This is a genomic window from Lactococcus sp. bn62 (assembly GCF_029492705.2).
GTDB lineage: Bacteria > Bacillota > Bacilli > Lactobacillales > Streptococcaceae > Lactococcus > Lactococcus petauri.
Genome location: NZ_CP120417.1, coordinates 257,691 through 272,611 on the forward strand (window position 1 = coordinate 257,691; position 14,921 = coordinate 272,611).

At 39.7% G+C, this 14,921-nt stretch carries 10 protein-coding genes; all 10 read left to right on the plus strand.

What is annotated here, in order from left to right:
- Positions 1 to 86: 86 nt before the first annotated feature.
- The 10 genes from murF to P3G65_RS01450 all read left to right on the plus strand — a co-directional run bounded on the left by murF (position 87) and on the right by P3G65_RS01450 (position 14,336).
- Positions 87 to 1,418, plus strand: coding sequence for a UDP-N-acetylmuramoyl-tripeptide--D-alanyl-D-alanine ligase (gene murF / locus P3G65_RS01405; RefSeq protein ID WP_019291403.1), 1,332 nt, complete (start codon positions 87 to 89; stop codon positions 1,416 to 1,418).
- A gap of 313 nt (positions 1,419 to 1,731) precedes the next feature.
- A complete protein-coding gene (locus tag P3G65_RS01410) occupies positions 1,732 to 3,405 on the plus strand; it encodes a peptide ABC transporter substrate-binding protein (protein WP_019291402.1) in 1,674 nt (557 codons plus the stop codon).
- Positions 3,406 to 3,478: 73 nt separating this feature from the next.
- Positions 3,479 to 4,396: an ABC transporter permease gene (locus P3G65_RS01415; protein ID WP_003133819.1), complete on the plus strand. Its 918-nt coding sequence runs from the start codon at positions 3,479 to 3,481 to the stop codon at positions 4,394 to 4,396.
- Between the two features lie 15 nt (positions 4,397 to 4,411).
- Complete coding sequence (locus tag P3G65_RS01420; RefSeq protein WP_003133820.1) at positions 4,412 to 5,446, plus strand: ABC transporter permease; 1,035 nt, start codon at positions 4,412 to 4,414, stop codon at positions 5,444 to 5,446.
- A gap of 16 nt (positions 5,447 to 5,462) precedes the next feature.
- Positions 5,463 to 6,524 (plus strand): ABC transporter ATP-binding protein, encoded by a 1,062-nt coding sequence (locus tag P3G65_RS01425; RefSeq protein ID WP_003133822.1) that lies wholly within the window; start codon positions 5,463 to 5,465, stop codon positions 6,522 to 6,524.
- Positions 6,524 to 7,459, plus strand: coding sequence for an ABC transporter ATP-binding protein (locus P3G65_RS01430; protein WP_003133824.1), 936 nt, complete (start codon positions 6,524 to 6,526; stop codon positions 7,457 to 7,459). Before P3G65_RS01425 ends, P3G65_RS01430 begins: the two co-directional genes overlap by 1 nt.
- 152 nt (positions 7,460 to 7,611) lie before the next feature.
- A complete protein-coding gene (locus P3G65_RS01435; protein ID WP_003133825.1) occupies positions 7,612 to 8,055 on the plus strand; it encodes a divergent PAP2 family protein in 444 nt (147 codons plus the stop codon).
- A 107-nt stretch (positions 8,056 to 8,162) separates the two neighbouring features.
- Positions 8,163 to 9,734: a peptide chain release factor 3 gene (locus P3G65_RS01440; protein WP_003133826.1), complete on the plus strand. Its 1,572-nt coding sequence runs from the start codon at positions 8,163 to 8,165 to the stop codon at positions 9,732 to 9,734.
- A 166-nt stretch (positions 9,735 to 9,900) separates the two neighbouring features.
- Positions 9,901 to 12,495: an LTA synthase family protein gene (locus tag P3G65_RS01445; protein ID WP_238076356.1), complete on the plus strand. Its 2,595-nt coding sequence runs from the start codon at positions 9,901 to 9,903 to the stop codon at positions 12,493 to 12,495.
- Between the two features lie 221 nt (positions 12,496 to 12,716).
- A complete protein-coding gene (locus P3G65_RS01450; RefSeq protein ID WP_019291400.1) occupies positions 12,717 to 14,336 on the plus strand; it encodes a DEAD/DEAH box helicase in 1,620 nt (539 codons plus the stop codon).
- Positions 14,337 to 14,921: the final 585 nt, after the last annotated feature.

The following is a 14,921-nucleotide window of genomic DNA, read 5'->3' on the forward strand; positions in this document are numbered from 1 at the left end:
TATAAGGCTACCGTTGACAACCGTACGCTGTATTTTCATGGCGAATCGGTGCGTTATGAAAGGACTTTTGATATAATAAACTCATCATGAAACTAACACTACACGAAATAGCCCGCATTGTCGGCGCAACAAATAATTGGTCAGAACTGGCAGATACAGAAATTCATAATATTGAGTTTGACAGCCGCAAAATCCAAGAAGGTGATCTTTTCTTGCCACTTAAAGGTGCAAGAGATGGTCACGCATTTATTGAGACAGCCTTTGCACAAGGTGCTCTTGCGACATTCGCTGAACAAGAAGTAGCCGAGCCCCATTTACGTGTTGAGGATTGTCTAGAAGCTTTCCAAAAATTAGCCCAGTATTATCTAGAAAAAATAGCAGTAGAAGTTATCGCTGTGACGGGATCAAACGGGAAAACCACAACCAAAGATATGATTCAGGCTGTACTTTCGGAAAAATATAAAACCTATAAGACACAAGGCAATTATAATAACGAAATTGGAATGCCTTATACCATTCTTCATATGCCTGACGATACTGAAAAAATCGTATTGGAGATGGGCATGGATCGTCTGGGGGATATTGACCTTCTATCTAAAATAGCTAAGCCTAAAATTGCTCTTGTTACGCTTATTGGTGAATCACATTTGGAATTTTTCGGTACACGCGATAAAATTGCTGAAGGAAAGCTTGGAATTAAAGCGGGCTTGCGCCCAGATGGTGAACTTATTGTGCCTGCAGATAAGATTATTAATAAGTATTTACCAGCAGACACAAAAATTACCCGTTTTGGACCAGATGAGGATATTTTTGTTACACAGCTTATCGAACACAAGGATCAACTCAGTTTCACAACAAACTTCTTAGACGAAGAAATTACAATTCCGGTGCCGGGTAAATTTAATGCAACTAACGCAATGCTTGCGGCTTATGTGGGTAAGCTGCTTGACATTGATGAGACCAAAATCAAGCACGCCCTGTCTCATGTTGCCTTGACACGTAACCGTACAGAGTGGAAGAAGGCAAGTAATGGCGCAGATATTCTTAGTGATGTTTACAATGCTAACCCAACGGCCATGAAGCTTATCTTGGAAACCTTCCAAGCCATACCTAAAAATGAAAGTGGACGGAAACTCACTGTTCTTGCTGATATGCTCGAACTAGGTGATCAAGCTCCAGAACTTCACGCAGGAATTGCCGCAGCAATTGATTTCTCGAAAATGGATCACGTTTATCTCTATGGTGACTTGATGAAATATTTGCTAGCAGAATTACCAGAAGATAAAGTATCGTACTTTACCGACCTTAACCAATTGACGGAGACACTCCAAAACACGCTTCAACCTCAAGATCAACTTTTACTCAAAGGATCTAACAGCATGAAATTAGGAACAATCGTTGAAGAGTTACAAAACTAAGCACGCAAGTGCTTTTTTATTATCATTCTTTCTGCATTAGCAGAATAGAATGATAATACGCGAGGAGAATTAGCCTCGCTTTTTTCTTTTTCTAAAGAAGTATTGTGCTAAGAGCAAAATTATATTGTGAAATTGTCAGATAATGTTCGGAAATGACGTATAAAAAAATTAAATGGCAAAAATTTAGAAAAAATATGTAGAAAAGTCTTTACAATTCAGATTGAATTAAGTATAATAGAGAACATAATAAATTTTCAGACAATAATAAACAAATGCAAATTGTCGGATAAGTCAAACAGAAAGAGGATGTTACATGGATAATTGGAAAAAAGTATCATTAGGAACACTTGCCCTGGCTTCGGTCGGGCTCTTGGCAGCATGTGGAAATGGCGGAGGTGGCTCTAAGACAGCTAACCCACAACTTTCCGTTCCGACAAATATTGCTACATTGGATTCGGGCTTGGCTACAGACACTTACTCAAACCTCTTCATCGGGAATACCCAAGAAGGATTGACACGTGTAGATGACAAAGGTGTGGCGCAAAACGCGATGGCATCAGATATTAAAGTCTCTGATGATGGCTTAACATATACCATCACTTTGCGTGATGACTTGAAATGGTCAAACGGCGATGAATTGACAGCAAAAGACTTCCTTTATTCATGGCAACGTGCTGTAAACCCTGCAACAGGTTCACAATACGCTTACTTGCTTGGTAACATCAAGAACGCCAATGAAATTAACACAGGTAAGATTAAAGACCTCAATCAGTTGGGTGTAAAAGCTAATGGCGACCACGAGTTGGTGATTACTTTGACACAACCAACACCATACTTTAAATTCCTCTTGGCAAACAGCGTTTACTACCCTGTAAACAAATCAGCTGTTGAAGAATTTGGTAAACAATATGGAACTTCATCTGATAAAGTCGTTTACTCTGGACCATTCATCTTCAAAAAAGATGCTGGTTGGACAGGGACAAACAACAGTTATTCTCTTGTGAAAAACCCAGATTACTATGACAAAGACAATGTAAAATCAGACGAAATTGATTACACTGTTCAATCTAACCCGAATACAGCGGTTCAACTCTTCAAACAAGGAAAATTGGACCAAGCCAGCTTAGGTACGATGGACTTATACAATGCTAATAAAGGTTACAATGATGGTAAAGATCTTGTTGTCTTGAAAGAAGCAACTACAGCTTACCTTCAATATAACCAATCAGGCGGTGGTACAACAAGCCCAGAAGTCGCTAAAGCATTGCAAAATAAAAATATCCGTGATGCTTTGAATCTTGCGACTGACCGTAAGAGTATCGTTGATCAATTCATTCCAGCGGGTACAGTAGCACAAACATTCACACCAGCAGGTATGTCTGTCACAGCAGATGGTAAAGACTTTGCTGAATTTGCAAAACAAGATTACAACTTCGATGCTGCAAAAGCTAAAGAACTTTGGGAAAAAGGTCTGAAAGAAATTGGTGTTACATCACTGAACATTCAGTACACAACCGATGCTGATGCACCTGTATCAAAATCAGTCGCTGACTTCTTGCAAGCTTCACTTTCTAAAACATTGCCAGGCTTGACACTTACTCAAAAAATCGTACCTTTCCAACAACGTTTGAAAGATTCACAAAACCAAAACTTTGATATCGTTCTTTCACTCTGGGGTGGTGACTACGCTGAACCATCAACATTCTTGCAACTCTTTGCAGATGGCTCAGGTTATAACGATGGTAAATTTGTAAATCCTGCATATCAAGCAGCTTGGACAAAAGCATCAACATTGCCAGTAGTCTTGGATGACAAAGCACGTGATGCAGCATATAAAGATGCTGAAGCAGCACTCTTTAATGAATCAAGCATCAACCCATTGTATTACCGTGCAACACCAGCGCTCCGTAACCAACACCTTAAAGGTTTGCAATTCAACTCAACAGGTTTGTCTTACGATCTCAAAGGTGTTTACATCGAAAAATAGTAGGCACTAACATCAAACGAATAAGTAGGGCTTATGAGGCCTACTTTTCGTGTTTTTATTAAGGAATTTTTATATGTTAGCTAAATATCTTGTAAAACGTATCTTATTGATGCTCTTAACATTATTTGTGGTTATTACAGCGACTTTCTTCCTGATGCAGGTAATGCCAGGAACACCCTTTAATAACCCCAAATTAACCCCAGAGCAAATTCAACAACTAAATGTTGCATATGGTTTAGATAAACCTCTTATTGTGCAGTACTTCATTTATCTCCAAAATGCTTTCACGGGTAACTTCGGTACATCATTTACCTTTGCCAACCAACCTGTAAGCACAATGATCGCACAACGTCTTCCGGTTTCAGCACAACTTGGTTTCCAAGCCTTGATTATCGGTGTCGTTGTCGGAACATTCTTTGGTGTTGTTGCTGCCCGCTTTAAAAATACATGGGTCGATGGACTTTTGAGTATCATTTCTACAGTCTTCTTCTCAGTACCTTCCTTCATCGTAGGTACTTTACTCCTCCTTTACTTTGGTTACACTTGGGAACTTCTTCCAGTATCAGGCTGGGGAACGTTTGCGCAGACTATCTTACCGTCGCTTGCGCTCTCCTTTGCTCCAATGTCACAGGTCATGAGTTTTGTCCGTGCACAGATGATTGAGTCGCTTTCATCAGACTATATCCTCCTGGCACGTGCCAAAGGTTTATCTGATCGTGAAGTCTTATGGAAACATGCGATCCGTAACTCATTGATTCCAATGCTGACACTTATTGGCCCAATGAGTGCCGGGCTCTTGACAGGTTCTGTCCTTATCGAGTCAATTTTCTCGATTCCTGGTATCGGTCAACAGTTTGTACAGTCGATTCCTTCAAAGGACTTCCCTGTCATCATGGGTACTACAGTTGTCTATGCCGTAATGTTGATGGCGATGATTTTGATCACCGATATTATTACAGCATTTGTTGATCCACGTGTACGTTTGGACTAGAAAGGAGGGGAGAAAATGGAAAATATTAACAGCAAATTTAAACTTGTAACAAACCGTGATTTTGAAGCGAGTGAAATGATCGCAAAACCTGCCCTCACTTTTTGGCAAGATGCATGGCGACGTTTTAAGAAAAATAAAGTAGCAATGGTAGCGATGGTTGTCGTTATCTTCACTCTGTTGTTCTCTGTGGTTTCAACATTTTTTGTCCCACAATCAGCAGCCAATAACTTTGATCCGAATGCGGTTCAAACCTATAAAAACTTACCCCCTAAGCTAGGAAATGTAAATATTCCTGGTTGGAACGGTAATTTTGCAGCACCAGGAAGCACAATCGCAGAAGACCTGTACCAAGTACAAAATGTCCCAGAAGGTGAATCTTTTATCTTTGGTACAGACTCTTTAGGACGTTCGATTGCTAAACGTACAATCGTTGGTTTGCGTATTTCCTTGATTATCGCTTTTGCCTCTATCGTCTTTGACGTACTGATCGGGATTACTTATGGTTTAATCTCCGGTTGGATTGGCGGAAAAGTGGACACGGTCATGCAACGTATCATTGAGATTATCAGCTCTATTCCAAGTTTGGTTATTGTAACCATGTTTGGTCTCCTACTTGGGCAAGGTATTGTTTCAATCGTCCTTGCTATTGGTCTCTTTATCTGGACAGGTATCGCCCGGCAGGTAAGGAATATGACCCTGTCTCTTAAGGAACGTGAGTTTGTTCTTGCTGCGAAGACCTTAGGTGCCAGCCCGTTCAAAATCATGGTTAAACACCTTATTCCAAACATGTTAGGTGTTATTATCGTACAAATTATGTTTGATATTCCATCGGTAATTTTCTTTGAAGCGGTTCTTTCGGCGATTAACTTGGGGGTTAAACCACCAACAGCATCGCTAGGTTCATTGATTTCAGATGGTATTCAAAGCTTGCAATTCTATCCATTCCAAGTTGCAGTACCTGCAGTAGTCTTGTCTCTCCTGTCACTCGCCTTCTTCCTCTTTGGTTACGGCTTACGTGACGCTTTCGATCCAAAATCAGGCCAAGACTAAGAAATGAGGAAGTAAAATGACTGAAAAAGAAGAAAAAGTACTTGAAGTAAAAAATCTGCATGTTCATTTCAAAACATATGCTGGGAAGGTCAAAGCCATCCGTGATGTTTCGTTTGATTTGAAAAAAGGGGAAACCTTAGCTATCGTTGGTGAATCAGGTTCTGGTAAATCTGTCACTACGAAAACGCTTATGGGCCTCAATGCAGCAAATGCCGAAATCCCTCAAGGAGAGATTCTCTTTAAAGGGCGTAATCTCTTAGACATCAAAGAAGAAGATTGGCAAAAGATTCGCGGTAATGAAATCTCGATGATTTTCCAAGATCCGATGACTTCGCTTGATCCAACCATGCGTATTGGTAACCAAATTGCTGAGCCATTGATCAAGCACAGAGGAATGAAGAAGAAAGAAGCTTTAGTAAAAGCTTTGGAATTGATGAAGGCTGTAGGGATTCCCCAAAGTGAGCAGCACATTAATGACTATCCACACCAATGGTCGGGAGGGATGCGCCAACGTGCAGTTATTGCCATCGCGCTTGCAGCTGATCCAGAAATTCTTATCGCAGATGAACCAACGACAGCTTTGGACGTTACTATTCAAGCGCAAATCATGCAAATGATGTCAGAGCTTCAACAGCGTATCGAATCATCAATTATCTTTATCACCCATGATTTGGGTGTAGTGGCTGGTTTTGCTGATCGTGTGGCCGTGATGTATGCAGGCGAGATTGTGGAGTATGGAACAGTAGAAGAAATCTTCTATAATCCACAACATCCTTATACATGGGGACTTCTCGATTCTATGCCAACGGTGGATACTGATGTTGAACGTTTGGTTTCCATTCCAGGGACACCTCCAGACTTACTCAATCCCCCTAAAGGCGATGCTTTTGCCTTGCGTAACCAACACGCTCTCGAAATCGACTTTGAAGAAGAACCACCTTATTTTGAAGTGTCACCAACACATCAAGTAAAATCATGGCTCTTAGATGAACGCTCACCAAAAGTTCTGCCATCTGAAAATATCCAACAACGCTGGACCCGTTGGGAAAAAATGAAAATGAAGGGAAATGCTGAATAATGACTGAAGAAAGAAAAAAACTTGTCGAATTCAAAGGTGTTGACCTGGTTTTCAACAAAGGAAAAAAGAATGTTAATAAAGCCATTAATGACGTTTCCTTTCATATCTATGAGGGAGAAACCTTTGGCCTTGTAGGTGAATCTGGTTCAGGTAAAACAACAATCGGCCGTGCAATCATGAAGCTTTACGACATCAATAAAGGAGAAATCCACTTTAATGGCAATGATGTCAGCAAGATTAAAGGTGCTGAGTTGAAAAAATTCCGTGAAAAAGTACAAATGATTTTCCAAGACCCCCAAGCCTCATTGAATGGCAGAATGCGGGTCAAAGACATTATTGCTGAAGGTATTGATGTCAATGGGTTGGCTAAGAATAACGAAGACCGTACAGAAAAGGTCAAAGAACTTCTTAAACTCGTTGGTCTTAACCAAGACCACATGACACGTTATCCTCATGAGTTTTCAGGTGGTCAACGTCAACGTATCGGTATCGCCCGTGCCTTAGCGGTAAATCCTAAATTTATCGTGGCTGATGAGCCAATCTCAGCTTTGGATGTCTCTATTCAGGCACAGGTTGTTAACTTGATGCGTGATATTCAGGAAAAAGAAGGCTTGACTTATCTGTTCATCGCCCATGATTTATCTATGGTAAAATACATCTCTGACCGAATCGGAGTGATGCACTGGGGTAAAATTCTGGAAATCGGAACATCTGATCAGGTTTACAATAATGCTTTACACCCTTATACGCAATCTTTGTTGAGTGCCATTCCTGCGCCGGATCCTATCTCAGAGCGTAGCCGTGTCCCACAAGCTTATGATCCAACAACAGAGTTGGATGGTCAGCTTCGTGAATTGCGTGAGATTACGCCAGGACACTTTGTTCTTTCGACAGAAGAAGAAGCCGAAGAATACAGAAAAATTGCAATGGTATAAAAATAACTGCACCTTGAAAGGTGTAGTTTTTTTATCAACCCCAGAAAAGCATCTGGGGACTATTTTATTATTGAATTTACCTTAAATGGTATAAAATGAAGTTAAGGTAATTCACAGTATTTTTATAAATGAAAGAGGAAAGAGGAAGGATGATGAACTTTTTTACTGAAATTATAAGTAACCAAATTTTAATCACGGCCATCGTGGGATGGTTTGCTGCACAAATCATCAAAATTATTGTCGATATCTTTCGCTACCGTAAACTGGATTGGCGATTGCTTTTTGCGACAGGCGGTATGCCGAGCTCGCACAGTGCTTTAGTGGTTTCTATGACAACAGCGACAGGTCTTTCGCAAGGTTTTGACTCCGCTGTATTTGCTGTTGCTACTGTTTTTGCATTCGTCGTGATGTATGATGCGCAAGGAATAAGGCGTCAAGCAGGGACACATGCTTATATTTTAAATATCATTATCAAAACAATCGAAAACCCTAAGATAAATGCAGAAAAAGCCTTGAAAGAACTTCTAGGTCATACACCTTTTCAAGTCTTGGGTGGAGCAATTTTAGGAATTATTGTGGCCCTTTTAATGAATTAAAGAGATAACAAACCTCCTAAAAGCCGTATAGCAATTGATAAAGAACAGTTTCCCTGTTTTTTTGCTATAATAATAAGGCATATATTTTGATAAGAATAGGTTAAAAAATGAATAGAGCAGAAGAAATAAAAAAACGCCGTACCTTTGCCATCATCAGTCACCCGGATGCTGGTAAAACAACAATAACAGAACAACTCCTTAAGTTTGGTGGAGCAATCCGTGAGGCCGGAACGGTCAAAGCACGTAAAACAGGAAATTTTGCAAAATCGGACTGGATGGACATTGAAAAAGAACGTGGAATTTCCGTGACTTCATCAGTTATGCAGTTTGATTATGCTGGCAAGCGCGTGAATATCTTGGATACACCAGGGCACGAGGACTTCTCTGAGGATACCTACCGTACTTTGATGGCCGTTGATGCTGCGGTCATGGTTATTGATAGCGCCAAAGGTATCGAGGCCCAAACCAAAAAACTTTTCCAAGTTGTAAAACGCCGTGGCATTCCTGTATTTACCTTTATTAATAAATTGGACCGTGATGGTCGTGAACCGCTAGACTTACTGAGCGAATTAGAAGATATTTTGGGTATCGCTTCTGTGCCTATGAACTGGCCAATCGGTATGGGGAAAAACTTCCAAGGGCTCTATGACTTTTATAACAAACGTATCGAAGTTTATCAACCTGAAAATGGCGAGCGCTTCATTGAGTTTGGGGAAAATGGTGAAATTGATGCCAGCCATCCACTGACAAGTAATCCTTTCTATGCGCAAGCTATGGAAGATGCCGAGCTCTTACTTGATGCCGGGAATGAATTTGACGAAAAAGAAGTGCTTGCTGGTCAGTTGACACCTGTCTTCTTTGGTTCGGCCTTGACAGACTTTGGGGTCGAAACCTTCTTGGATACTTTCTTAACTTATGCGCCAGAGCCAAATGGACATAAGACTGTTGAGGATGAAATTATCGATCCATTACGTGAAGAATTCTCTGGTTTTGTCTTTAAGATTCAAGCCAACATGGATATTCGTCACCGCGACCGTATTGCCTTTGTGCGGATTGTGTCGGGTGAATTTGAGCGAGGAATGGGCGTAAAACTCCTTCGGACAGGGAAACAAGTCAAACTTTCAAATGTGACTCAGTTTATGGCAGAATCTCGTGAAAATGTCGAAAATGCGGTAGCAGGTGACATCATTGGGGTTTACGATACAGGAACTTACCAGGTTGGTGACACGCTGACCACAGGTAAACTTAAAACACCTTTTGAACCACTACCAACTTTTACACCAGAACTCTTTATGCGCGTGACTGCTAAAAATGTCATGAAGCAAAAATCATTCCAAAAAGGGATTGAGCAGTTGGTGCAAGAAGGGGCGATACAGCTCTACAAAACCTATACGACAGGGGAAATCATGCTTGGTGCGGTTGGTCAACTGCAATTTGAAGTTTTCAAACACCGGATGGAGAATGAGTACAATTCAGAAATTATCATGACACCAATGGGCAGCAAAACAGTCCGCTGGATTAAACCCGAAGATTTAGATGAAAAAATGTCGTCAAGCCGTAATATCTTAGCACGAGATCGCTTCGATCATCCACTCTTCCTTTTTGAAAATGACTTTGCCATGCGATGGTTTAAAGATAAATACCCTGATGTGGAGTTGATGGAGCAATTTTCTGTTTAATATTCTGACAAATTACTTGAAAAGTCCCTAATGGACTTTTTTTATTTTAAAGATGAGTATTTCCCAAAATTATATCAGAGGAGAAAGTTCAGTGTTAGTCTTTTTATAAGAAAAAGGCTTGTATATCAGTGGTTTTTAAGTTGTTTAATATGCTATAATGAAACTTATGCAAAAGTATAGTAATATAATAAAAAAGAACAGAATATTGCAAATAATTTCGATAATTTTCTTATTTATAGGCTTATCCAGTGTAAACTTTGCTAATGTTTTACCTGAGGAGGTAACTTACTCAACCCCAGTTACTTTTTTACTTTTAGCCTATCGTATTGTTGGATTTTTCGGTCTTGCTTATCTGGCGCTTGTTTTTGTAAAGAATAAAGATATCTGGATGATGCAAGTCACGAGACGTTCGAGGAGAAAAAACAAGCTATTGGACTGGAAAAAGATTCTTGCCGTTCCTTGTATTTTAATTGCGTATTATCTTTTTCATCTTTCGATGATTCTGGTTGAGAATATAAATAATGCAGCTTTTAGCATAGATTATATTTCCTTAAATTTGAATCTTCTTGTCGAGCGGTACTTTCCATTAGCTTTTGTGATTCTTTTAGCTATCGGACTGGTCACACATATACCTGACAGTAAGAAATTACAAAAAGTCTCCAATATTGCGGCAGATATTAAAGTCGAGCATTTTTATATGGCTTTACTGACGAGTGTGGCTTTTCTTGATAATATGACACGACGCTTAGTTTGGAACACAGGCTTCGGACCAGTAAATTCTGCAGGGAATCTACGCTTGGTTTATGTCGCAAATAATATCGTAGGACGTGATGACTTTTTACGTCTTTTCGGAAATTTTCTTTTTGCCTTTATTGGTATTTGTATTCTAAGCTATTTTATTGTTAAAGGGATTCAAGCGTTTAAAGCCAACAAAGTGAACTTTTCATTGGCTTTGACAAGCAGTTTACTTTTGGCTATGGTATTCAACTATTTTATCCAAGCATCAATGAAAGTTGAATCAGGACCTATGTTCTATGGTTACGTTGTTGCAGGGATGAGCCTCTTCCAAATCTTAGTTTTAACTTTGATTTTTATGGCTATCTATTTACTACTTAATCGTTACATGATTGCTACAGCAGTTATTATCCTTATCTTTGGAAGTTTCACTGTCGGAAATGCAATAAAATTTTCTGAACGACAAGAACCTGTCTATGTTTCAGAACTTTCATGGTTAATGAATCTTAAGTCTTTGCTCTCTTTCGTTGATTTAAAATTGGTAGCTGTAGCTGCGGCAATACTTTTAGTTCTTGCAGCTCTTGTCATTTTATTAAGCCGAAAATTTTTCAAGGGTAAGATAATGTCTTGGAAAGAAAGAGGATTGACAGCGGTTATTCTTATCGTTCTTGCTTTCCCTTTGGTTCAAAACTTCCGAAATTTTACTTCGCCAGATAAACAGATAAATGTGCCGGTATTAACACAATATATTAAAGTTTCAAATGGAGATATTTTATGGAAAGGCTCACCAAATATTGCGCGTGCCAAGTCCCTTTCCTATGTTTGGGTGAAGCAAATATTTGGTAAAGCGATGGATGAGCCAGAAGGTTACAGTCAAGCCAAAATACAAGAGATTGTTGAAAAGTATAGCGATGAAGCGGAGAAAATCAACAAAAATCGCTCCTCGCACATCACGGATCAAACGGTTATTTATCTTTTAAGTGAATCCTTATCAAATCCCAACCGTGTCCAAGGCGCAACTTTATCAGAAAATCCGTTGAAAAATATTGATGAAATTAAGGCAAATGCAACCGGTGGTTTGATGTATTCAAATGGATTTGCTGGTGGAACTGCCAATATGGAAGCACAAACTTTAAGTGGACTTCCGAAAGTTAATTTTTCAAGTAATATTTCTACGATTAATTCTGATGTTTTTCCAAGTATGCCGTTTATTCCTTCTATTTCGAATTACTTCCCAAATAAGATTGCGCTTCATCCAGAAAATGCAACCAATTATAATCGTAATTCAATCTATAGTAAACTTGGTTTCGATCATTTCTATGCGCTCTCGGGCACAGACAAAGCTGATTTATTAACTAACCAAGAAACACTCGATGGCAAGGTTTCAGATGCTCAAACTTATAGAGATGTTTTAGAGAAAATTGATCCCTCTAAATCACAATTCTTTAGTGTTTTGACCATGCAAAACCATATGCCATATACGAGCTATTCTGGCTCCTCTACTATCACAGCTTCAGGCGAAGGTTATTCCGAAGCGCAAAATAAACTTCTGGAGAATTATGTTCGTAAGATTTCTGATACAGATAATGCAACCAAAGAATTCTTGACAGAACTTGAGAAGATTGATAAAAAAATTACTCTGGTTTTCTATGGCGACCACTTGTCAAATGTCTTTCCTTCTGACTATGCTGGCTTCAAAGAGGATCCACTAAATGCTTATAAGACAGATTACTTTATCTGGACTAACAAAGGAAACACTACCAATAAACAAGTGGACTTAAGTTCAGCAACCTTTACGCCAGCTTTATTTGAAGCAACAGGCTCCAAAGTTTCACCTTACTATGCTCTCTTGTCAGATGTGATGTGGGAAGTTCCGGCAGCCTATAACTCGCCTCTATCTTCAACAGTAACCTTGACAGAAGAGCAAAGCAAACGTATGGAAGATTTGAAGTTGGTACAATATGACTTAACCTCTGGTAAACATTATTTGAAAGAAGATTCTCCTTTCTTCAAATTGGAAAAATAAAAAGTGCTTCAAGGAGTGCTTTTTTATTGGTTCTTTTGATGCTAAAAAAAATTTTAAAAAAAATAAAAAAGGTAAGCATTTACATCTTTAAAAGTATGATATAATAGTCAAGTTATATATTCAGGCGAGTTAAGACAAAGATTTTTTCGCCTGTAACTGAGCTTTCGAGCTTGGTCGTCATATTTGCCAGTGGCAAATTTAGAAAATTATAGGTGAAACAATTGAAATTCAACGAACTCGGCCTTTCAGAAGGCATTGTCGAGACGCTTACAGCTATCGGTTATGAGCAACCAACGCCAATCCAAGAGCAAACGATTCAACTCGCGCTCTCAGGACGTGACGTTCTTGGACAAGCTCAAACAGGTACTGGTAAAACAGCCGCTTTTGGCCTTCCAACAATCGAAAAAATTAATCCAGAAAATAAAGCGATTCAAGCTCTTGTAATCGCCCCAACACGTGAACTTGCAGTTCAAGGACAAGAAGAACTTTTCCGTTTTGGTAAATCTAAAGGGCTTAAAGTCCGCACTGTTTTTGGTGGTTCAAGCATCGAAAAACAAATCAAAGCTTTGCGTTCAGGTGCCCATATCGTTGTCGGCACACCGGGACGTATGGTTGACTTGCTTAAACGTAAAGCACTTGACCTTTCACACCTTGAAACATTGATTCTTGATGAAGCAGATGAAATGCTTAATATGGGTTTCCTTGATGATATTGAATTCATCATTGGTAAAACACCAGCAGAACGTCAAACTTTACTCTTCTCAGCAACTATGCCAAATGACATCAAAAAAATCGGTGTCAAATTCATGAAAAACCCAGAGCATATCAAAGTTGCAGCTAAAGAAATGACAGCTGACCGTATTGATCAATACTTTATCAAAACAAAAGAATTTGAAAAATTCGATGTTTTGACACGCTTGCTTGATGTGGAACGTCCAGAACTCGCTATTGTCTTTGGACGTACAAAACGTCGTGTGGATGAAATCACACGTGGTTTGAAATTACGTGGTTATCGTGCTGAAGGTATTCACGGTGACTTGGACCAAAACAAACGTTTACGCGTTTTACGCGATTTCAAAGGTGGCCACTTGGATATCTTGGTTGCTACTGACGTTGCAGCCCGTGGACTTGACATCTCAGGTGTAACCCACGTTTACAACTACGACATTACCCAAGACCAAGAAAGCTATGTTCACCGTATCGGTCGTACAGGTCGTGCCGGTAAGTCAGGTCGTTCTGTAACCTTTGTTAGTTACAATGAAATGGGTTATCTCCGTGCCATTGAAAAATTGACCAAGAAAGAAATGAAGGGCATGCGTCCACCAACAAAAGAAGATGCTTATCAAGCCAGTCTTTCTGTTGCCATGGATGAAATCAAACGTGACCTCCAAGACGGTAGCCTTAAAGGCAAGTTGACAAAATTTGATGCTGATGCAGAACAACTCATGGCAGAATACGATGTCAAAGAATTGGTTGCTATGCTTATCCAAAGCCGTGTGAAAGACCCTGACACAATGCCAGAAGTCCAAATCACAGCAGAACGCCCATTGCCATTTAATGGTGAAGGCAAAGGCTTCAAGGGCAAAGGTAAAGGCGGCAACAAAGGTGGCGGCCGTTATGGACGTGATCGTAACAACAACCGCGGTGGCCGTGGTGGCGATCGTGATGGCAAGGGCGGTTACCGTGGCAAAGGCGGCGACCGTGACCGCGACGACAAGAAACGCAACTGGCGTGATCGTGACGATAAAAAACGGGACTACTACAAAAAAGACCGTAAACCAAAAACACAAGGTAGCGAAAAACAAGCTGGCTTCGTAATGCGTAATCGCGGCGATAAATAAATAGAAAAAACGCTCAAAACGGCATTTGAATAGCTGTCTTGAGCGTTTTTTTTTTAGAACGAATATGAAAAAAGGAAAAGTAAAGCAGTATTTGAGGATATGTCATGACAATGTTATAATAATGTCATAGCCAAGTGAGATTGATCCCTCGCTTGTCTTGTAAGTCTGTTTAACTGGAACAAATAGCGTGCCCTTCACACAATCCAAGACATGGGAGGTTAACACTATGAGGGAAAGGAAAGCATGGGATGCTTGTTATCTATGTTGCTCTTGCGATATCGATAGTTCTTAGGGCTTGGGGTCGTTTCAAAATTGACTCATCAATAGCTGATAGAATTAAAAAAACGTCTCGCAGGAGACGTTAAAGACAAGAGTTCCAAGACTTACGCTGGGAGCTACGGCAATAGCTCTCAGCTTTTATTTTAGTATATCAAAACGCGTAAATAAAGTCAATAAGAGTAGCTACAACTGTGGCAGAGAGAATATTCCCAACTCATAGGGAAGTATCCAAAAACAAAAACGCAAATTTATGAGAGCCAACAAAGGCTCTCATTTTTTTTTTTTTCATAACCCTCACATATCTTT

What these genes read in the sequence shown, in the direction of transcription:
- P3G65_RS01415 (WP_003133819.1), top strand. Translation starts at nt 3,479, where the DNA reads ATGTTAGCTAAATATCTTGTAAAACGTATCTTATTGATGCTCTTAACA.
- P3G65_RS01425 (WP_003133822.1), top strand. Translation starts at nt 5,463, where the DNA reads ATGACTGAAAAAGAAGAAAAAGTACTTGAAGTAAAAAATCTGCATGTT.
- P3G65_RS01420 (WP_003133820.1), top strand. Translation starts at nt 4,412, where the DNA reads ATGGAAAATATTAACAGCAAATTTAAACTTGTAACAAACCGTGATTTT.
- P3G65_RS01440 (WP_003133826.1), top strand. Translation starts at nt 8,163, where the DNA reads ATGAATAGAGCAGAAGAAATAAAAAAACGCCGTACCTTTGCCATCATC.
- P3G65_RS01410 (WP_019291402.1), top strand. Translation starts at nt 1,732, where the DNA reads ATGGATAATTGGAAAAAAGTATCATTAGGAACACTTGCCCTGGCTTCG.
- P3G65_RS01445 (WP_238076356.1), top strand. Translation starts at nt 9,901, where the DNA reads ATGCAAAAGTATAGTAATATAATAAAAAAGAACAGAATATTGCAAATA.
- P3G65_RS01435 (WP_003133825.1), top strand. Translation starts at nt 7,612, where the DNA reads ATGAACTTTTTTACTGAAATTATAAGTAACCAAATTTTAATCACGGCC.
- murF (WP_019291403.1), top strand. Translation starts at nt 87, where the DNA reads ATGAAACTAACACTACACGAAATAGCCCGCATTGTCGGCGCAACAAAT.
- P3G65_RS01430 (WP_003133824.1), top strand. Translation starts at nt 6,524, where the DNA reads ATGACTGAAGAAAGAAAAAAACTTGTCGAATTCAAAGGTGTTGACCTG.